The organism is Mesorhizobium sp. M8A.F.Ca.ET.165.01.1.1 (assembly GCF_004792065.1).
Classification (GTDB): domain Bacteria; phylum Pseudomonadota; class Alphaproteobacteria; order Rhizobiales; family Rhizobiaceae; genus Mesorhizobium.
The window spans coordinates 714,066-731,828 of sequence record NZ_SRTH01000003.1 but is presented as its reverse complement, the minus strand read 5'-3'; the positions used below and the strand labels follow the sequence as shown (position 1 = coordinate 731,828).

At 53.7% G+C, this 17,763-nt stretch carries 31 protein-coding genes; 15 read left to right on the top strand and 16 right to left on the bottom strand.

What is annotated here, in order from left to right; genetic code table 11:
* Positions 1-30 precede the first annotated feature (30 nt).
* The 6 genes from EN808_RS12925 to EN808_RS12900 all read right to left on the bottom strand — a co-directional run bounded on the left by EN808_RS12925 (position 31) and on the right by EN808_RS12900 (position 6,296).
* Positions 31-384, bottom strand: coding sequence for a hypothetical protein (locus EN808_RS12925; RefSeq protein WP_135915969.1), 354 nt, complete (start codon positions 382-384; stop codon positions 31-33).
* A 14-nt stretch (positions 385-398) separates the two neighbouring features.
* Positions 399-1,496 carry a DUF4043 family protein gene (locus EN808_RS12920; RefSeq protein ID WP_135915968.1) on the bottom strand — a complete coding sequence of 366 codons (1,098 nt, stop codon included), beginning with the start codon at positions 1,494-1,496 and terminating at the stop codon, positions 399-401.
* Positions 1,497-1,516: 20 nt separating this feature from the next.
* A complete protein-coding gene (locus tag EN808_RS12915; RefSeq protein ID WP_135915967.1) occupies positions 1,517-2,341 on the bottom strand; it encodes a hypothetical protein in 825 nt (274 codons plus the stop codon).
* A gap of 4 nt (positions 2,342-2,345) precedes the next feature.
* Complete coding sequence (locus tag EN808_RS12910) at positions 2,346-4,187, bottom strand: hypothetical protein (protein ID WP_135915966.1); 1,842 nt, start codon at positions 4,185-4,187, stop codon at positions 2,346-2,348.
* A gap of 60 nt (positions 4,188-4,247) precedes the next feature.
* On the bottom strand, positions 4,248-5,516 hold the full coding sequence (locus tag EN808_RS12905) for a terminase family protein (protein WP_189524101.1): 1,269 nt from the start codon (positions 5,514-5,516) through the stop codon (positions 4,248-4,250).
* Positions 5,517-5,846: 330 nt separating this feature from the next.
* Positions 5,847-6,296: a transposase gene (locus tag EN808_RS12900; protein ID WP_135915964.1), complete on the bottom strand. Its 450-nt coding sequence runs from the start codon at positions 6,294-6,296 to the stop codon at positions 5,847-5,849.
* A 572-nt stretch (positions 6,297-6,868) separates the two neighbouring features.
* Here EN808_RS12900 and EN808_RS12895 point away from each other — a divergent pair.
* Positions 6,869-7,348, top strand: coding sequence for a hypothetical protein (locus EN808_RS12895; RefSeq protein ID WP_135915963.1), 480 nt, complete (start codon positions 6,869-6,871; stop codon positions 7,346-7,348).
* A gap of 14 nt (positions 7,349-7,362) precedes the next feature.
* On the opposite strand, the gene EN808_RS12890 is transcribed toward EN808_RS12895, so the two are convergent.
* From EN808_RS12890 to EN808_RS36305, 6 genes are all read right to left on the bottom strand, one after another.
* A complete protein-coding gene (locus EN808_RS12890; protein ID WP_135915962.1) occupies positions 7,363-7,581 on the bottom strand; it encodes a hypothetical protein in 219 nt (72 codons plus the stop codon).
* Complete coding sequence (locus EN808_RS12885) at positions 7,578-7,901, bottom strand: hypothetical protein (RefSeq protein ID WP_135915961.1); 324 nt, start codon at positions 7,899-7,901, stop codon at positions 7,578-7,580. Before EN808_RS12885 ends, EN808_RS12890 begins: the two co-directional genes overlap by 4 nt.
* Positions 7,902-7,961: 60 nt before the next feature.
* Positions 7,962-8,330, bottom strand: a complete 369-nt coding sequence (locus EN808_RS36310; RefSeq protein WP_189524100.1) for a hypothetical protein — start codon at positions 8,328-8,330, stop codon at positions 7,962-7,964.
* Positions 8,331-8,664: 334 nt separating this feature from the next.
* Positions 8,665-8,883: a hypothetical protein gene (locus EN808_RS12875; RefSeq protein WP_135915960.1), complete on the bottom strand. Its 219-nt coding sequence runs from the start codon at positions 8,881-8,883 to the stop codon at positions 8,665-8,667.
* A 26-nt stretch (positions 8,884-8,909) separates the two neighbouring features.
* Entirely contained in the window at positions 8,910-9,287 is a 378-nt protein-coding gene (locus EN808_RS12870) for a hypothetical protein (protein ID WP_135915959.1), read from the bottom strand.
* Positions 9,288-9,309: 22 nt separating this feature from the next.
* Entirely contained in the window at positions 9,310-9,453 is a 144-nt protein-coding gene (locus tag EN808_RS36305; protein WP_189524099.1) for a hypothetical protein, read from the bottom strand.
* A 135-nt stretch (positions 9,454-9,588) separates the two neighbouring features.
* Between EN808_RS36305 and EN808_RS37610 the strand changes: the two genes are divergently transcribed.
* The 5 genes from EN808_RS37610 (at position 9,589) to EN808_RS12850 (ending at position 11,312) form a co-directional block, all read left to right on the top strand.
* Complete coding sequence (locus EN808_RS37610) at positions 9,589-9,711, top strand: hypothetical protein (protein WP_281041756.1); 123 nt, start codon at positions 9,589-9,591, stop codon at positions 9,709-9,711.
* 15 nt (positions 9,712-9,726) lie between these two features.
* Entirely contained in the window at positions 9,727-10,338 is a 612-nt protein-coding gene (locus tag EN808_RS12865) for an ERF family protein (protein WP_135915958.1), read from the top strand.
* A 3-nt stretch (positions 10,339-10,341) separates the two neighbouring features.
* A complete protein-coding gene (locus EN808_RS12860; protein ID WP_135915957.1) occupies positions 10,342-10,701 on the top strand; it encodes a hypothetical protein in 360 nt (119 codons plus the stop codon).
* Positions 10,702-10,974 carry a DUF736 domain-containing protein gene (locus EN808_RS12855; protein WP_135915956.1) on the top strand — a complete coding sequence of 91 codons (273 nt, stop codon included), beginning with the start codon at positions 10,702-10,704 and terminating at the stop codon, positions 10,972-10,974. It begins immediately after the preceding gene.
* A gap of 152 nt (positions 10,975-11,126) precedes the next feature.
* Entirely contained in the window at positions 11,127-11,312 is a 186-nt protein-coding gene (locus tag EN808_RS12850) for a hypothetical protein (RefSeq protein WP_135915955.1), read from the top strand.
* Positions 11,313-11,320: 8 nt separating this feature from the next.
* On the opposite strand, the gene EN808_RS12845 is transcribed toward EN808_RS12850, so the two are convergent.
* The 3 genes from EN808_RS12845 to EN808_RS12840 all read right to left on the bottom strand — a co-directional run bounded on the left by EN808_RS12845 (position 11,321) and on the right by EN808_RS12840 (position 13,438).
* Positions 11,321-12,034 carry a hypothetical protein gene (locus EN808_RS12845; protein ID WP_135915954.1) on the bottom strand — a complete coding sequence of 238 codons (714 nt, stop codon included), beginning with the start codon at positions 12,032-12,034 and terminating at the stop codon, positions 11,321-11,323.
* A gap of 478 nt (positions 12,035-12,512) precedes the next feature.
* Positions 12,513-12,683 carry a hypothetical protein gene (locus EN808_RS36300; protein WP_189524098.1) on the bottom strand — a complete coding sequence of 57 codons (171 nt, stop codon included), beginning with the start codon at positions 12,681-12,683 and terminating at the stop codon, positions 12,513-12,515.
* A complete protein-coding gene (locus tag EN808_RS12840) occupies positions 12,680-13,438 on the bottom strand; it encodes a hypothetical protein (RefSeq protein ID WP_135915953.1) in 759 nt (252 codons plus the stop codon). Before EN808_RS12840 ends, EN808_RS36300 begins: the two co-directional genes overlap by 4 nt.
* 229 nt (positions 13,439-13,667) lie before the next feature.
* On the opposite strand from EN808_RS12840, the gene EN808_RS12835 reads away from it, so the two are divergent.
* Both EN808_RS12835 and EN808_RS36295 read left to right on the top strand, forming a co-directional pair.
* Positions 13,668-14,051: a hypothetical protein gene (locus EN808_RS12835; protein WP_135915952.1), complete on the top strand. Its 384-nt coding sequence runs from the start codon at positions 13,668-13,670 to the stop codon at positions 14,049-14,051.
* Positions 14,052-14,090: 39 nt separating this feature from the next.
* Positions 14,091-14,267: a hypothetical protein gene (locus EN808_RS36295; RefSeq protein ID WP_189524097.1), complete on the top strand. Its 177-nt coding sequence runs from the start codon at positions 14,091-14,093 to the stop codon at positions 14,265-14,267.
* A 58-nt stretch (positions 14,268-14,325) separates the two neighbouring features.
* Here the strand turns inward: EN808_RS36295 and EN808_RS12830 are convergent, their stop codons facing one another.
* Positions 14,326-14,658: an H-NS histone family protein gene (locus tag EN808_RS12830; RefSeq protein ID WP_135915951.1), complete on the bottom strand. Its 333-nt coding sequence runs from the start codon at positions 14,656-14,658 to the stop codon at positions 14,326-14,328.
* 262 nt (positions 14,659-14,920) lie between these two features.
* Here EN808_RS12830 and EN808_RS12825 point away from each other — a divergent pair, with 262 nt between their 5' ends.
* From EN808_RS12825 to EN808_RS12795, 7 genes are all read left to right on the top strand, one after another.
* Positions 14,921-15,241 (top strand): hypothetical protein, encoded by a 321-nt coding sequence (locus EN808_RS12825; RefSeq protein WP_135915950.1) that lies wholly within the window; start codon positions 14,921-14,923, stop codon positions 15,239-15,241.
* A 4-nt stretch (positions 15,242-15,245) separates the two neighbouring features.
* Positions 15,246-15,446: a hypothetical protein gene (locus EN808_RS12820; protein ID WP_135915949.1), complete on the top strand. Its 201-nt coding sequence runs from the start codon at positions 15,246-15,248 to the stop codon at positions 15,444-15,446.
* Between the two features lie 18 nt (positions 15,447-15,464).
* On the top strand, positions 15,465-16,097 hold the full coding sequence (locus EN808_RS12815; RefSeq protein WP_135915948.1) for a hypothetical protein: 633 nt from the start codon (positions 15,465-15,467) through the stop codon (positions 16,095-16,097).
* Positions 16,090-16,656 (top strand): hypothetical protein, encoded by a 567-nt coding sequence (locus tag EN808_RS12810; RefSeq protein WP_135915947.1) that lies wholly within the window; start codon positions 16,090-16,092, stop codon positions 16,654-16,656. The genes EN808_RS12815 and EN808_RS12810 overlap by 8 nt, the downstream gene beginning before the upstream one ends.
* A gap of 198 nt (positions 16,657-16,854) precedes the next feature.
* On the top strand, positions 16,855-17,040 hold the full coding sequence (locus tag EN808_RS12805; protein ID WP_135915946.1) for a hypothetical protein: 186 nt from the start codon (positions 16,855-16,857) through the stop codon (positions 17,038-17,040).
* Between the two features lie 16 nt (positions 17,041-17,056).
* Positions 17,057-17,395 (top strand): hypothetical protein, encoded by a 339-nt coding sequence (locus tag EN808_RS12800; RefSeq protein ID WP_135915945.1) that lies wholly within the window; start codon positions 17,057-17,059, stop codon positions 17,393-17,395.
* Positions 17,396-17,421: 26 nt separating this feature from the next.
* Positions 17,422-17,685, top strand: a complete 264-nt coding sequence (locus tag EN808_RS12795) for a hypothetical protein (protein WP_135915944.1) — start codon at positions 17,422-17,424, stop codon at positions 17,683-17,685.
* Positions 17,686-17,763: the final 78 nt, after the last annotated feature.

The following is a 17,763-nucleotide window of genomic DNA, read 5'->3' as shown; positions in this document are numbered from 1 at the left end:
TAGTGGGGGCTTTAACCCGCCCCCTAGGGTTTAGCGCTCGTAGTTGACGATGCAGTTGATACGGTCGCCTACTGCGAGGGTACCGCTGGCTTGGCCAGAGGCAGTCCCAATAGTCAGGTCGGTTCCGACCACATCAATGTCACGCGGAACCATGTTACCGTTGCTGTCTCGTACAGTGCAGGTAAACGCATCGAGCGTTTTCACCGAGCTGGGCAGAGCCACTTTCGGGTTGGTGGTGCTGACGATGGTAGCAGAGACGTACCCGATAGCCGGAGGCGTATAAATCGAGTTCATCTTGCTAGTCGCAGTGACGTTGCTGGACGCGGCAAAGGCACTGGCGCCCATTAAGGTCATAACGCTTGCGAGTTTAAAGACGTGTTTCATTCTCATCCCTCCCATTAAGCGTCAGCCACAGCGGCGGTGTAGACGTGGACAATCGCGTTGTCCTCCGCCGTGCCACTGATGCTGTTGACCAGTTTTTTAGCGCCACCCACGAACGTCATGCCGTAAGCAACGTCGCCAGCGTGGTCCGTGATTTCACGGGTCACAAGCGCCTTGCTCTTGGGGTCACTATACGCGTTCCAGGTGCCAGCGGGTTTGGCTACGTTACCGTAGGCCATCACCGCAGCCTCAGCGCCCAACAACAGGTTGTGAGCGATTTGGATGGTAGACGCTTCCACCATCTGGCTATCGAACATTTCGTAGATGAGAATACCTTGGTATTCGCCTACGAAGGTCGCGCCGTTGATGATGTCGAACGCCGGGTTATCGCGGTATTGCACCAGGTTGTTGAACAAGGTGTCGTTGCGCAGGTCGCGGATAGCCAAGGTATGACCGAGGAACACGAACTTTTCCTCAGCAACACGGCCGTCAGCCAGCTTTACGTTGGTCGGTTTGATACGACCAGCCGCGCGGCTGTCTTGCGTTTGAGCTTTGCGCTTAGCCAAGGACAACAGGGACAAAGTAAGCTTGTCGTCGGTATTGTCGATATTGGTCTTAGCGGTCGCTTCCGTGGCGTTGTAGTTGCCTTCCAGCTTGCCATACAGGTAGCGGTTTTGCGTCCGGCCAGTAGAGGTGTCCACCAGTTGGTCCATAATCATCTTTTGGACCTTGGCTTCCATCCACTCTTGCAGCATCGGGCCAGCGATTTGCTTTTCCATGTCGATAACAATGCGCTGGTCAGACATCGCAAAGTTTTCGACAGATACAGCGTAGCGCTGACGGTCGATGGTGACGCTATCGGTTGCCAGCGTAATCGGCGTGGCATCGAGAGCGGTATCACCGGAGACGCCATCCGTGCCGGAGGCGTTGTTGCGGAAGTGTACCTTAAAGGTGTCGCCAGCCTTATTGGGTACGTTTTCGATTTTGATAGAGGAACCACCGTTCACATCCATCAAGGGCGCGAACATGTTGTTGCGCAGGTGCCCGAAGAATAGGTCTTTGACCCACTGGGTTTGCGCAGCAGCATGACTCGGCCCAAAGGTTGAGGTTGCCATTCATGGCAGCTTTCCTTGGGTTAATAGCCGAACATTGCATCTAGTTTGTCCTTGGGTTGGGGTTTAGCCGCACCCGTCGAACCGCTTAGAGGCAGTGCTTTCCGAGTGACCGTTTCCGATTGTTCCTGAGTAGTCTGAGATTCACCCTTAAGGGCTTTAATCTCATCTTCCAGCTCTTTAATACGCTTGGCTTGTGCTCGTGTGCTGGTGGACCCTTCCCCAAGCTCGTCAAACAGCTCTTTGCCGATTTTCACGACAAAGGCCGGTAGCTTCGCTTTAGGTGTAGCCAGATACTCTTGAAGCAGCTCCGGGTCATTAAACGCGTGTGCTCCAAAGGCTTTGACATACTTTTGGGTATCCTCGCCCATCAGCTCATCCAAAGTGTCCTTAAATCCCTGCTTAATATACAGGTCATCAAAGGCCAGGTTTTGGACTTCCACCGGGTTTTCAGCCACGTCAGGACTTTCGACACGCGCCTTCAAGTCAGCGGCGGCAAGGTTTACCTTTTTAGCCGCTTCCTCGTAGTCGATGCCGTATTCATCCATCAGCGCCTTAATGGCGGTTGCGACAACCTTCTTGTCAGCCTTAAAGCCGTTCATGCGGTCGTTATTCCGCTTGAGGTCAGCTTCCAGCTTGGCAATCCGTTTGTCTTTTTCGTCAGGTTCAGGCTTGGTTGCTTGCGGCTGTTGTTCAGCCGGTTGCTCCTCGCCTGCATCGGTAGTGGTTTGCGTTTCCGCTTCGGTAAGACCCTTCAATTCCTCCATCGGCGCCGTAAAGGCTACATCGCTGGATTCCTGGTTCTGTTCTTCCGCAGCTTGCGTTGCTTGCACGTTTTCGTCGGTCATAGACTCATCCATTCATGATTTGAGGCTGAGCAGCGGGATTAGCCCCGCCACCTATCGGAACTGGCTGAGCGCCATTCCCAATCTTTTGTTGCTGGGCTTGCATTTGCTCTAGCTGTGAGAGCTTTTGCTGGATACCCTGTTCAATCTCTTGGCGAAGTGTCGAGGACTTCGGCACCTGGAATAGGTCAAGCCAACCAGGCGTAAGGCGTTCGAGCGGCACACCGAATTGGATGAGTTGAATAAGTCCGTCACGCGCTATGTCGTTCATCGTGTCCACGTCAGGGACTTGCTCAATCACCACATCGTATTGACCTTGGCGGAGGTCTACGCCCTTGCCATCGGTCGAGAACCGAAGCTCTTGATAGGCGCTATCGTCATCAAGGACGTTGTTGACCACCGTTTGAGTTAGTACGGAGCGCATAAGGCCGAGTAACTTTTCTGCTACCTGCCGCTGACCTTCCGAGAAGCCATCGGACGAGAAGATTTGCGTTGAGAGCGAGGCCGATTGGCGCTTTTGAATGGCGATGCCAGATTGCGCGTTGGTTTCAATCCCCAACATCTCGTCATAGATACCAAGCGCCGCTTCAATCTCGCCTTTATGGATGGCGAGCGACTGGTAGTGTTGGGCAATTTCCTGCCCGTGCGTATCAATCTTAAGCTCTTTATTGGGGTTCTTAACGATGAGCGAGTTAGGCTTATTCACCTCTGCCGCGAGCTGCGCCGTATCGTCCACAGCACCCTTGTCATAGATGACCTGGCGGGCTGCCATAAGCCAGTTGATTTTAGCTTGCTTGAGGTTATAGAGCCGTTGCGGGTCAACAGCCTTGCCCACCAATCCATAAGGCGCCCCATCGCGCATCGAGCGTGCGTACACAAACGGCGTATTGAGGAATAAGCCGCGTTGCGGGTCAATCTGGTAAGGGCTATCAAACAGCTCTAGGTCGAGTGAGCCGGTGAAGTAACAGAACTTAACCTTATACCCATCTACCGTCTGAATCAGCTTCTTGCTGGTCGCGGCCTTTTCAGCCTCCGCCTTGTCGAAGGTCGTGATAACCAAGTTATCTTTAGTGGGAGCGACGTAATACTTGGCCGGTTCGCGGAATTGGAACTCGACTATCGCAACCTCTCGGTCCTTCTCGTTCCAATAGCTTCCGACCGAATAGAACTTGTAGGCATCGCAACCGCTTGGCTGACCGCTAACCCGAGCTGTCACAAAGCTATAAGCAGGCTCGCCCAAACCACCACCAGCATTCCCGTATTTTTCTAGCTCATCAGCCTTGTCGGGGAAGCGCTGCTTAGCTTCGTCCATAGGCATCCAGCGGATGCGTGCGGAAAAGCCTTGGTTGGTGAGCAGCGGGGTATGGTCACGGGTGTCGTGGACCATATCAAACGGGCTTTCGGTGCTTTCAAATATCTGGTTGTCGTGGACATCGAAACAATGCCAGCCGAGGCCACCGATGCGGGCATGGTGTTTAGCCTCGCTCAGGCGACGGCTTGTGCGGTTTTTCTCTTGGACGAACAGGCCAAGCCCACTAATAGCCTCAGCCTGCTTGACCTCCGTAGGATTGCCACTGCGGCTCTTATACTTAAACCGGGTACGGGTAGCCGCTTCTTTACCGGCAAGAGCGTCAAGGCGTTGCCCGATGTGGTTGACTGTCACGGGTTTAAGCCCGGCATCTTGCAATGTCGTGATGTCCTCCGGCCGCCATTGGCGCCCTTCGTAGAAGTCAACAGCTTCAATAAGATTGGAGATGTATTCCTGAAAGGACTCAGACCACAAAGCCGCCTCAAACGTATCGCGGCAATCCTGGAACTTATCTTTTTGGGTTTGGGCTTTATCCGCCAACCTAACGTGCTTTCATTGGCCTCAGCTTAAACCGAGTAACCAAATTGGCGCAAAAGGTTTTTACATGGACAGGATTGAGCGATAGGACGATGCCTGCTTAATCGTAGCTGCTTTCGTGCAAGCGAGCGTTAAACCGCTCACCACGGCATAGCGCAGCGCATCCATGCAGTGGTCGTTGACCTTTTTGACCTTGCCCTTCTCGTCGCGCGCATACATGCGGCGTTCGGACAGCAGCCGGTCACAGGTGCGGAATATCTTCAAGCGCCCTGTCAGCATCCGCTCATAGACTTGCTGGATGCCCATTTCCACGGCGTTGTCTGCCTTCGATAAGTTTAAACCGTGAGACTGATAGGCGGTCAACAGGGCTTCGCCGTCTTTCTGGTTAGCTGATTGGCCAGCGGGGTCACAGGCACCAGGTATCCACACCCCGCGTGCTTGGATGTTGTTGGTGTGGGTTTGAGGCGGCAACTCAGATTGTGCGTATTCGGCATAGGCGTACACAACGTCCTGCTGCCTATCGAGCGCGAGCCACACAACAGCGGTTGGGTTTGTCCACCCAAAGTCCATGCCGAAGCAGCGCGGCCAGTAATCAGGAATCTCAAACGGGTCGCAGACAATCCGGCTTTCCTCAATCGGATAAATGAGGCCGGAGCCTATAGATGGTATACCAAGCTTGCGGGCCTCCAGCTCGTGCGGACGTGTTGCAAAGCGCTTCTCCAGGTCAATCCGTTCCTCAACAGAAAGGTGTGGGTTATCCTCCCATCCAGCTTGGATGAACACGCGACCATCGACCGGCTCACCGCTTACACGCCCTTCCGTGTAATTGGTCATCAGAGGCGTCATGCCACCCAGCGGCGTCATGGTCATAAGGATGATGCCACGCTCCTTAGCGCCAACTCCAGCCGTCCGCATAAAACACTCGTCGTAAACGTCCTGCGGTGGTTCCTCGTCGAGGTGAATGACGTGTTTGTGGGTGCCTTGGAACTTGGCCCGGCCTTGGTCGTAGGACTTAAAGCCGAGTTGTGAGATTCCGCCGCTAACGTGCCGGATGAGCGCCGTATCAATCGCCCCGGCTATTCCGGCGCGGTTGGTGGTGCTGACAATAAGCGATGAGTGAACAGTGCCAAGCGTGCCTTTAGAGCTGTTGCCCAGGTATTCGTTTTGCAGGATGTCGCGGGTCGTTTCGCCGGTATCCGATGCAGCCCACATCTCTACCGGCTCTGTGAAGCGTTTTCCCTTCCACCATGAGGGATAACGCCCCGTGAGGTGCATAGCGCCCTCAGAGGCTCCGCAGAAAGTTTTGCCGACACGGTTGCCAGCCAGAAACAAACGCTCACGGCAAGATGCGCCTAGGTCGTGGAAAAGCTCTTGCTTGGTGTGTGGGGTGTAGTGAAGGAACCGGCGCCGGTATTCAGCATCGACACGGGCAGCTAAGTCGTTCAGGCTATCCCTTGAACCACTTGGCCTTGCAGGATGAAGGGAGTGAACGGCACCGAGGTATGGAGGTACAACTGGCCTTCAACTAGGAGCGGCCGACCCTTCGCAGCCAGCTCACCGTTGACTTCCTCAAATTGGAACTGGCTAAGTAACGCCAAGCGGTCGCCAGCATTCTTACGGTGCTTGCTCATTCCCTTTTGGAGAGCTTTAAATGTAAGCGCGCTACTTTCCAAACAACACCTCCCGAGCGGCTTTAACCTTTTCATCCGGCACGTCACTTAAATCAGCTACGTTGGCACTTAGGTTTGTGTTCTTATTCTCATTCTCAGTCGTCAGCTTATCGCCGTAAACCTTCGGATTACGCCGTCCCATCAGCCATCGCGTATTCTGGCTAATCACATTCGCGGCTGCCGGTTCGAGCTGCGCGTTTTCGACCTGCTTGTTAATGCGCTCTAGCTCTTGCTCGCCTTTATAGCTGATAGCCTTGCGCGCACGCGCGTATTCATCGGCTAGCTCATCGTCAGCAGCCAGCCACGCATAAAACGTACTGTCATCAATCCCGACCTCCTGACATGCCTTATCGACACTGGACTGAATTATCAGCCCGCAGATGCGCTTGATAATCTCGGTTTTCTCTTCGGAAGTATAGGAGGTGGTGATAGGAGCAGCCATTGCCCGGATTATGCCCGCAGGTTTAATCCCTTGGCAAATAAAAACCCCCGCTACCTGCGAGGGTTGTATCACGGCAGAAAATCTATTCGGCAACTACCCATTTACTTAGGTGTTATCCACCCAAAACCCCGAAGGAATCTGCGTTTGCCTTATTCTGCACTCACGCCTGACGTGATAGCCCTTTAATCTCCCACATAAGGCTTGCGGTAGTCAACGCAATTCACCTGTGCCATGGGAATAACCTTATTCAACCGAATAGTGAGAGCCCACCCATTAACCTCTGTGTACTGGTGGCCCTCATAGCCCGGTGTCAGGCAGGTATGGATGATAGGCGCGTACCCTTCGCGCTTAGCCTCCAGGAACATGTTGTAGGCGATAACCGAGCAGTTGCCCTGGCCTTTGCCGGTAATCTCACGAAAGTCGGTTTTAGCGTAGTGCTGATAGGTGATGCGGCTGGTTACATCCCGGTGGATTGCCTCAATTGCGGGTGGTGGCACAAGTACCGGGTTGCAAGCCGTCAAGCAGATTGCTAGCGTTACTGCCTCGACTATGGGAAAATGGGAGTGGGTGGTATGGTATTTTCGTTTCTGCGGAAGTTCACTGGCGGGATATTTGGGGATGGAAAGCCGGATATTCCGACTGTCAACCTTGAAGTGCCAGAAACAAGTATCTTCGACTTCACCGTGCCGGTTGGGCGAATATCCAACGTCAGCCATTATCGCGCCATGGTTGGCGACGAGGAGCGCATTGGCACCCGCTTTCATTTTGTGTCGTGGCGCGGTGAACATGCCGACCTCCAGTATCGTGATTCCAATATCCCTGCCATTGAAGGCTCCAACGTCAAAATCGTCATGGCAGGCCCGAAGAATGCCAAGGAGCGCTTGGCTATATACTTCATTGATGACCGGGTGACGTTTGCCATGACGAACTATATGGAACAGATTGTCTTAATCGCTAAGCTTTACGGCCAGCTAACGACCGTGGACGCCTTGAAGAAGGAGGCGCGATATCGGTTGGCGACCGTCGAGAAGTTGCTTATTCCAGTAGGGTAAGGTGCGTATGGTCATTAGTCCGACCACTCGTGATTGTTCTCACCCAGCAAGGCGCCATCGGTTAAGTAGTCCAGCCAGAACAGCATGGCACTCACAAGAAGGGCGGCCACCAGGATTACGAGGCCACCTATCACGTCATAGGCACTACGCTTGAGCCATTTCTTAAAGCTGGTCTCCTCTGTGCCGCTGCGCCACCCTCCAGTTTCGGTTTTGTGCGCCCAGTGCTTGTTCATTGCTCTTCCTCCTTTACCAAACCAGCACCATTGCAAACCGGGTAGCGTATAGGTGTTACTTTATAGCCTTGCTTTTGGTATCGCGCAGACTGGCTACCAGGGAACTCCGCTTTTAGGATTTCGGTAGCGCCATATACCACACCAGCAACGCCCTTAGACGCGATTTCCTTTGTAGCGGTGCAAGTTGTTCCGCTGCCATCGCAATGCGCGCAGAATATCAGTGGTTTACCATTGCCGTTTTCCATCGGCACGGGTTTGTACGCCAAAGGAATTTGCGGGCAGTCAGGTAAGTCAGGTTGGGTTTTTCTTTGAGTAGCCATTTTATCGTTCCCCTCTCCTGCGTTGACGGCGTTCCGGCATCTTCGCCAGTTCGGCCTTAATCAGACGCTTAAGTAGCGCGGCGCTGTTTTTAGGACGTTCGCCGTTTTCGCAATAAGCGAATAGCAATTGGATTTGAGCATCCCGCGCAGCATCCCGCGCAGCAGCCCGCGCAGCAGCCCCCGCAGCAGCCCGCGCAGCAGCCCACGCAGCATCCCACGCAGCAGCCCACGCAGCAGCCCACGCAGCATCCCGCGCAGCAGCCCCCGCAGCAGCCCCCGCAGCAGCCCGCGCAGCAGCCCCCGCAGCAGCCCGCGCAGCAGCCCACGCAGCATCCCACGCAGCAGCCCACGCAGCAGCCCACGCAGCAGCCCCCGCAGCAGCCCGCGCAGCAGCCCACGCAGCAGCCCCCGCAGCAGCCCGCTCCTCATCGGTCGCCTTACCGTCAGCGTGCCGCCGTGCGATCTTGAGGGCAGCCAGGCTACGCTCGTCTTCCATAAGGTGTTTTACCGCCTCAGCGGCATCGACCGCGAAGTGACGCCAGAGCGGGTGGTATTTCGGGTCTACCGTCCGCAGGCACCACAAAGTGTCATCATAACCGTTGCTGGCGTAAATCTGCTGGAAGGTAACCGGCGTATCCATCCCATACTTTTTTGGGCCGCCGAGAGATTTAACCAGTTTTTGGTATTCGTCCGTACAGGGACTATGCGCCTTAATCTGGCGCAGGGTTGTTGTAATTGCTCCTTTCATAATCCTCACTTTCTCTTATGCGTTGTTCTTAATCAGATAAATACCGGCGTCGGGGAAACCGGCTTTTATCAGCTCCACCCCCATATCGAGGCGTGAGCGGTCGGCGGCGGGTGTGATATTGTTGGGATTCAACACATCTTTACCCACAACGGAGAAGGCTTTGATGGCCTTGACGTGTTTAGGGTTCACTAATTTGCGGCGGTGATAAGCGCGCACGGGTTGGGATGCGAGCACATCCAAAACATCCGTAGAGAACAGCGTCAGGGGGCGCCCGGCGCCGTTTCTACGAGACCGCTTGCCGACCATGTAACCGAATGGAGCCTCTTACGGTTGAACCGAGCGTAAAGTACCGTCATAGGAATGCCGGTTTTCGCAGCGATTTCCGGTAACGTCAGCGGTGGCTGGGTGTGTTTAACCGCGCTGGGGGCTTTTCGACCCATAGCTTCCTTTAGGTTGACCACTTCGTTAGCCAACACATACAGGCGGCCAGTATCACGGTCGCGCTGGATAAACCCACCGTCCTTTCCAAGCTGACGAGCGTTGTACAGTTCCTTTTCGGTCAGGCCGAGCTTGTTAGCGGCCTGCTTGATGTCAAAACGCTCCACAGTTTTCAGGAAGCGCATCGGGGTGTTGAACATAGTCTCTTCTTTCTTATTCGGTTTACAACACAGCAGCCGCGACCATCACGACGCCGAATATAAGGGAAGCTACCATCGCCAGCTTATTCTCGCCGCGCGTGTAGCCGTTTTTCTCAACCGGCACGTAGCGCCAGCGGAAAGTATGGGTGGGTAGGTTTAAGTCCATTTCCTTATTCTCCTTTGGTTTAACAAAACCCTCTCACAGTATAAATAAGCTGTAAAGGGTTTTATTCGGTTTTATTTTGTTGACGCCTTATACCTATGTGTTAATCTTACATCACCAACAAAAGGAGTATAAGGAATGACTACCCAGCAGTTTAAGGAGTTTGTTGACCTGTTACAGCAATGGGCCAACCAACAGGCAGCACAGAAGAAACCCAGCCGCGATGAGATTGCTGCTTGGTTTTACGGCAAAGACGAATAAGAGAAAGCGAGGAATGTGAAAGCAATTGCCTCTGCACTTCTAAAGGTGCAGCAAGAATTAGACCCCATACACAAGGGGCGCCAGGGATACGGATACAAATACGCCGACCTTCCAGCCGTCATGGATGCCTGCTTAGACGCACTCAACAAACATGGCGTTGTTGTTGTTCAGGCTCCCGTCCAGACTGACAAATCAGCCGCCGCCATCCTTACCCGACTCATTGACGCCGAGAGTGGTGAGGAGATTACCGGCATAATCGAGGTGCCTTATGGCGACCCCGGCAAAATGAGCCTTGCTCAAACCTACGGTAGCGCAATGACGTATGCGCGCCGGTACGCTTTGGTTAGCATGTTGGGCATTGTGACTGAGGACGACGATGGCGCCAGCGCTGGCAGCAAGCCGAAAGCTCAGGTTGCCGCTAAACCCTCCCAGGTGGTTAATCCTCGCGTAGTGGCATGGAAAGATAAAGTGTGGCCTGACGTACAGGTAATGTCCGACATCGACCTTGTTACATGGGCTGCCCAGCCGGACAACCACGAGAAGTTGCTTTACCTTAAAAGCGACTGTCCCGACATTTACGCCGAGTTCGCAGGGCTTGGCATCGACGTTCAACCAACGAAAGCGTAAACAGTGAACTTAATCCTTATGATTTATCTGGCTGGAGTGGCTGACAACATTCAGACTGCCGTCGCTATAATTGCCAGTTTATATCTCCTTATACGTGGCGGCGCCTACTTAATCGCTGTTATGGATGCTAACCTATATAAACGGCGAGCGCCTAGCTTTCCTATCGTTCTCACAATCGTATGCTTAACCGCGCTCATCGCGGCAGCGGCGGTTCCTAGCAAATCCACCATATACACCATGGTTGCCGCCAGAACCGCGCAAGATATTATGGCTAATGAGCGTGTGCAAACACTCACCGATAATTCCCTAAAGGTCATTGAAAAGGCTATGGGTGAATACCTCAACGAAAAGAAAGCTCAATAGATGGCCTACGAAACCAAACCCGGAAACGGCAGCCTGTTTAAGAACGCCAAGAAGGAGAAGGAGACCCACCCGGATTACACCGGCACCGCCGTCCTTCCCGATGGCAGTGAGGTCTGGCTGAGCATGTGGCTCAAGAAGTCCGACAAAGGCACCAACTACATGAGCCTGTCCATGAAGACGAAGGAAGCTAAATCCGAAGCGGCTGACAAGGCCGTAGAGGTTCCTGCTCCCACCGAGTTTGACCCGTTCGACAACGATGCCATCCCATTCTAGCCAAGTCGGAGCCGCCAAGAGCGACTGGATTGCGCGTGAGCAGGATTGGCTTGACGCGCATCTGGTCGCCAAGACGTTGCGGGAGAAGGCAGACGCCGCAAGAGAGCGATGGATGAAAGCCAGCCGAGAACAACTAAACGAAAGTGCGCAGAATGCCGCGAACCAAACCGAGTGACGACTTTAAAACGCTGTTTATCAAGATGCAGCACAACCCAGGCATCAAGCAGTGCTTGCTTGCTATTCGCCGCCTTGAGGGCAGTACGTCTAACGTGCAGATTGTTGCCGTGGCTCTGAAAGAGCGCCTTGAGCGGTTACAGCAGGAGCGCGCGGCCCGCTAAATAGGCCGCTATATCCCTCTTGCTACTATCCTCTTGTATTCTGGCCCTTCGATAACGATAAGTTTCACCTTGGGGTGGTAAATCCTCATGCGTTTAATCTTCGTCTTACTACGGTCATCCATCCACCCCTTAATTTCGTGATATTCCACCTCACCACTGGCATACGTCACTTTGAAGTCGGGGGTGTATGAGCGGGCGCCTCGTTTGATTTTATTAAACCAGAAAGTGTCGGGTTCATGTTCCCAATCAATAATGATTTTAAGAGCTTTACGGCGCTCTAGGATTATTGCGTACTGATGCTCCCACTCGCTCCGCGCGAAAAACCGCTTTCCTCCTACCTCATGCCATGCTTGCTTCCATGAGGCGCGGCGAGGTGCTATCAATATCCCGCGCGTTTGTCTTGTCTTTAATGCCTTTAGCACCTTCTCCGCTTTCTGTTGCCGAGAAAGTCTAGCATAGTTATTACGACTGGCTATCGCTATCCGTTTTAAGGCGTCCGATGTATGCTTTTTTCCAAGCATTCCGCGCGGGTGCGGTTTGTTCTTCCACTGTGAAGCAGTACGCTCCCTAAAAATCTCCTTCAGCGCTGGCGAAATAGGCCGATTACGGACAGATAGCCCCAACTCCCTAGCTCTTTTTGAAATTTGCTGCCTATTGCAGCCGATGGACAGGCAAAGGTTTTGAATACTTCCATCTGCTTTGCTTATCCTACCCTCGTACATGGATAGTATCAAAACGTCGGAACACCCATTGAATCGTTTTGTTTGTTGCCCGAACTGTGCCCAAATAATCCGCACACCACGTTTTTGCCGTGATAGAGATTTTGTGGTCGTCGGAGGCGTTCTACGTTCCCTCCTGGGAGGTTTAACTAGCGGAACGTCAGCCAGACACAAAACCACATCCCTCACTTTCCCTTGATTATCACAACCGGCGTGCTGCCGTACCAGAGGCCAGCAGGCCAGTCCTTAAGCTGGCGCGAAGGCTTATCAGCGTTCGGCCCAATGGCTTGCGGGCTACGCTGGCGCCGTTGGCGCTCCGCTACCTCCATCGCTTTCTCCATTGCCTCAAAGCTGAATAGCAATCCTTCTTGCTGGCAGGAGAAGCACACCCCGCGTACCGTGTCTTTGGTGTGTCTGCCGGAACACCAACTCCCGGCCCGCTTGTGACAAGACCGGCATTGGTGAAACGGCAGCGCAAGGTTCATTGGCTGCCAGGTGTGTTGTTGTTATTCACCCCGCTAAGGTCAGGCTTAACTGTGGTGGCGTTAAGCTTTTTGTGTTCCCGTACAGCGGCGTAATACTCCGCAACAACCTTTTCCAAAGGCGGGTCATATTCAGCCATAAGGCGTTCGAGTAATTCATCGTCAGTCATCGCGTCAGCCCTAATTGTTGGCGCCGGTCAGCGGCTAGCTGTTCCATCCGTGCCTTAAAGTCCGCTTCCGCTTGTGCGCTACGCTGCCGAGAGGCTTCCAGGTCAGCGACACTCACAGGAGCTACCTCGCCAGCCACGACATCATTCCATCCCTCACGGTTCAGCCAGGTTGTCGGGTGTGGAACAAAGCGGCCTCCATCCTTTGTCCATTGGTCACTTGCCTTCCATCGCTTTAACCCGGCTATCACGGTATCGAGGTTTGGTTTGAGCCGATTCCAAGCAGTGAGAGCTTTAGGTTTGCCGACTTTGTTGGGGTATTCTTGCCAGAACTCATCAAACCCAAGCCATTCCCCTTTAGGGGATTTAGGGGTTTTTGTCTCTACTTCTGTCTCTGTCTCTGTCTCTGTCTCTGTCTCTGTCTCTGGTGCGTCAGGTTGGCAACCAATTGACGCCACCTTGACGCCATTGGGGCAACCATCTGTCTCACACCATCCTAAGTCTATGAAACGCTGTATATCCGGTTCGGTGTCGAGCTGGCACATTTTGCGGATTAGGATTGGGGAATTGGGGAGGGTGCCGTTACTATCAGCCGCGACTACCCACATTGAAACTAGGTGGCCCTTCTCGCTGTCGGTCAGCGCGGCCCACTTAGGGTTACTCAGAATGTTGCGATGGACTTTCACCCAGGGCGGTGTGCCTCTGTCTTTACGATAGGTCTGCCATTCATCCCAATCGTGCATTTCAATCCGGCTCATAAGCCTATGCTTTCGTTATTTTTGGCACCTATGTCATTGGCGGCAGGAAATTGCCGGGGGCGTGGCGCATAGGAAACCAGCGCCCCTAAATCATCATCAGCCAAGCTTTTATACCTTGGCAAGCTCTTTTTACAGCGCCCTTATATCCACCGTTAAATTTCTTGCCAGCGCTTTATACTCGGCGCACGCTTCTCCCAAACACACATCTTAAACCGTTTGGAGGCTCGGCATGTTCGAGATACGTATTTCTGTGGCCCAAGTTTGGAGCGACAGAAGATTCGACGCGGTATTTCTGCCTAGAGGGGACGCGCTAGGCTATCATAAGCCAACCAATGCCGCTCACATCGGCCTGTTTATCGGTATGGGTATACCCACCATCGAGCAAGTGAAAAAGTGCAACGGCGCTATCCAGGCGTTTCTAAAGGACGGGCCGGTAATCGTCGCACTCGGCAAACGTCTACGCAGGCTTAGCCCGATGTTCCCGGTGACGACCTGGGTAGCCGACGAGAGCAAATTGCTCCGCTGGCACATCGACACAGCCAATAGCAATGAGGCGCCCGTTACACACCTCGCCCCGCCGATAAGCACCGATAGACCGGTGGCTGTGAGCTAACCCGGCGCGCATCATCCTTTTGCAACGTAGGAGGACTACATGCCTGTAAAGGACTACCGGCTGAGCAAGGAGGCCGACAACGCCTTGCTGGAGCGCCTTGAACAAGAGGCGACCCAGGGATGGGATGAGGAGTTGGAGCGCGAGATTGAGCGACAACTTACCGGTAATACCTTCCTCAATCCGCGACGACGAAGTACCGACTACTCCCGCGATTGACGCCAAAGAAAAGTCCCGGTGATGAGCCGGGGCTTTTTCGTTTCCAGTGTTTCAGCAGTTAGACCGCAAATTCCTCGCGGTTCTTGCCTTCTGCCTCATAGGCTTGCAGCCATTTCGGCGCGGCGCCGCGACCCGTCCACTCGTTACCTTTGTTATCCCGGTATTTGACAGCCGGTTTAGCGCGGGTGCGGGTGGATATGATATTGGTCGAAGCGGTTGCTCTGCCGGGCTTGCCGCCCAGCTTTGCCAATTCTGCGTCGAGTTCGGCGCGCTTGGCTTTCAGCTCCGCAATTTTCTCCTCTGTCAAAGCCTCTATGCGGGCGGTGACGGTATCGCGCAGCTCATTCAGTTCTTCCATGCTCATCGCGTTAATGTCAGGCGCTTTAGCCACTTTTCTCTCCTGTTAAACGGAATAACGGTTGACGGTAATAGCCTATCACAGGAATAATGCAAGGGCACCTCGACCTACACACGAAGTGAGAGAGGGACAAACGGCACTGGGTTTGGACTCCTTGCCGTTACGCGAGCCGCTCTTTACCCGTCAGTGATGGCGGGTTTTTTAGTCACTCCACCGTGGTATAAATACATCCTTAAAACCCTTTACAACCCATGAATAACGGCGCAGTGTTCTCTCACTAAGGGAGAATAACGCGATGGATATTGTTAAGGACTTTGAACTGGAAACCGGCATTAGGCTGGACGTTGTTGAGCGCCAATACCACAAAACCGTCGAGGTTTGCTTGGGTAGCAACCCCGAAGAAACAAACCTCCGCACAAACTGGATTGAGGTGTTGGATACTGTGGGGTTCCGTATCGACCTTGGGCAAGGTTGCGCCATTAGAGGCAGCTTAAAGCCCGTGTGCCTTGCCGAGACAACCGCCGAATTTGAAATGGACGCAGCGTATCACTACGACGAGGTTCAGGCCGCCGTCATGGCTAAGTGCGGCGTGTTTAACCGCGAGTTGATTGGGTAAGGCGATGACACAGACAAAAACCTACGCTGTGACCGTCAAACTCACTTACGAAAAGCTTGAAACCGTATATGTCGGCGCAAAGGATGCCGATGAGGCGCACGACACTGCGATAAATACCGCCCGTTTTAACGCAAGCCTCAAGCCTATGGAAATTCCCTACCCCTCATCTGTGGATGTCGTGGCACAGGCCGAACTCAAAGCATAACCAACGAAAGCACAGGAGATGCCAACCGATAAACCAGAACTGAGCCGGATTAACCTTGCAGATGGCTATTACTTTGAGCGGACTAAGTTTGGGCGTTTCGCCGACGACTCGCTAAAAGGTTGGCACATCAACTTTGAAGGCGTCATGCAGGCTGGCCCATTTAGAGCCTTCGCAGCAGCTATAAACGCCCCACAAGCGCCAAGCGAGTTGCCTTGCGATAAGGAGGTTGCGAGGCAAATAGCCGAGGCTAATTTCCTTCTAGACGACGACATAGCCATTGTGGCCATTACCGGAATTCTCGCCCGCTACCGAACGGCCTGCGTCGCCAATATTAGTGGCGCTATTACCGATGCTTTGGGCATGGACGAACAGGTAGCTCAGAACATTTTTCACCAAGCGGTCAAAGGCGGCCCGTGTAAGCTAGACCTTGAACAAGCTTCGATTATCGTCGCCCGCCACCGGGAAGCCCACAACGCCAAGGGCAACGAGGTAATTGCCGATGCTTTGGCTGCTTTGCAGGAATTCCCGGTAGATATGATGATGGGGCATGATGATAAAGACATAGCCAAGGCTATCATAAAATGGCTTCCAAAGAGGGTTGTAGCCCTAGCCAGCGTCCGCGCCTACTTGGAGGGGCTGCGCCATGGATAAGGATTGGGCGGTTGAGATTGAATGCGACGAGTGCGGTAAGCAACACCGGGATTTGTGCCGCCGCGCGGTAAAATGGCTTCTCAACATGGGTTGTGGGGTTGCGGTGGATGAGATTACCACCACTGCCACATCAGAAATTTGCGATGCCATCGGTTTTAATTCGTCCGGTTTTAGCATCGTTGTTGAAGTGAAATGCAGCCGGGCAGATTTCCTACGCGACAAGCTGAAACGGCACCGAGCCAATGGCAAAGGCATGGGCTCCTATCGCTACTTCATGGCTCCCGCAGGCATTATGAAACCGGACGAATTGCCAGATGGATGGGGGTTGGTGGAAGTCGCGGAGAAGGTTTGCCGCATTGTGAAGGGTGGAAAACCCACTTACCGCTGGCAAGAGCCTTACCCCTTTGAAGCTGACACACGAGCCGAGCGAGGATTGCTTTGCAGCCTTGTACGACGTTTGCGAGACGGGGAACAAAGTGCCCAGCGCATCGGCACCAAAAAGACACCGCCCAGCGCAGCCCTAGAGCGAGCAGCAGCGCCTACGGAGGGCGGCAAGTGATGGATTGCCCAATTTGCAAAGGTAGCGGGCAAATCCACCCGCCCCGCCATATAGCCGATAAAGACGCCATGATTAAAGCGCTGGTGGACGCTGGGTACAGCTACCGCCAAGTCTGTGCACTAGTGGGCCAGTCCTCACCAAACGGGATTATGCTTGCGGTACGCCGAGCCGAGAAGGCGGCAATGGAGGGCGGCGGCAATGGGTAAGCGGCAAGAAATAGAACTCTTACAGCAGCTTTTGGATGCTCTTTATGAGGAATTGCGACAGGCAAAACATGAGATGAATACCGTAGAGGGTTTTGGTGCCGTACCTCATGCTGGCTCAGTTATAGCGGTTGGATGTGTCATAAAAGCCGTGAAGAAAGTAATAGAAAATGCCGACTAACCCCACAGCAGAGGACTTGGCACGACAGATTCGTGCGCTTTCGGTTTGGAAGCCAGAGCATGGTGATGATGTTCACGAGCCGACAGTTGAGGAAATGACAGTCCTCATACAAAGCTGGCACGAGGCGCAGGTTAGGGAGTTACGGGTGAAAACCGCCATTTTGGACAGCATTATGGCCAATGTTCCCGACAAACTGGTTCTTCACAGTAACGGCAGCATCTTATGCGAACGGACAGAAGACGCATTGCTTTACGAAAGCGAATGGGTGGAGCGTACCACGCGACACCTGGCAGCCGTTCTACTTAACGCTCGTAAGGCTATAAACCTCTTGCCAGCGGATTCCGCCGAATCGTAGACTCCGCCTCTTTCAGGAGGGCGGACATGGACGAGCGAACCTACCAGCTTTTCAGATACTACCAGGAAGCGCTGGGCTTTTTCAAAAGCCCTGACACAGCGTTGTGGGCAACCAAGCACCACATCAAGCATTTCAGGGGCTACACCAAGGCCGACCTAGCCGCTGTGCTGGCCGAGGTCGAACGCCAGAAGACCGATACTTCGCCAATGGTGCACCTGACCCAGCACCAGCTTGAGGCAATGCTGAGTGAGTTTCGCACGATGCAGGTTCCGAAAGAGCTGAGAGCCTAACAGCCGCATTTACCCACACCACGCACGCCAGCCGTTAAAGGCGCGTGCGGGCATGGATAAATGCTAGAGCGTGCGAGG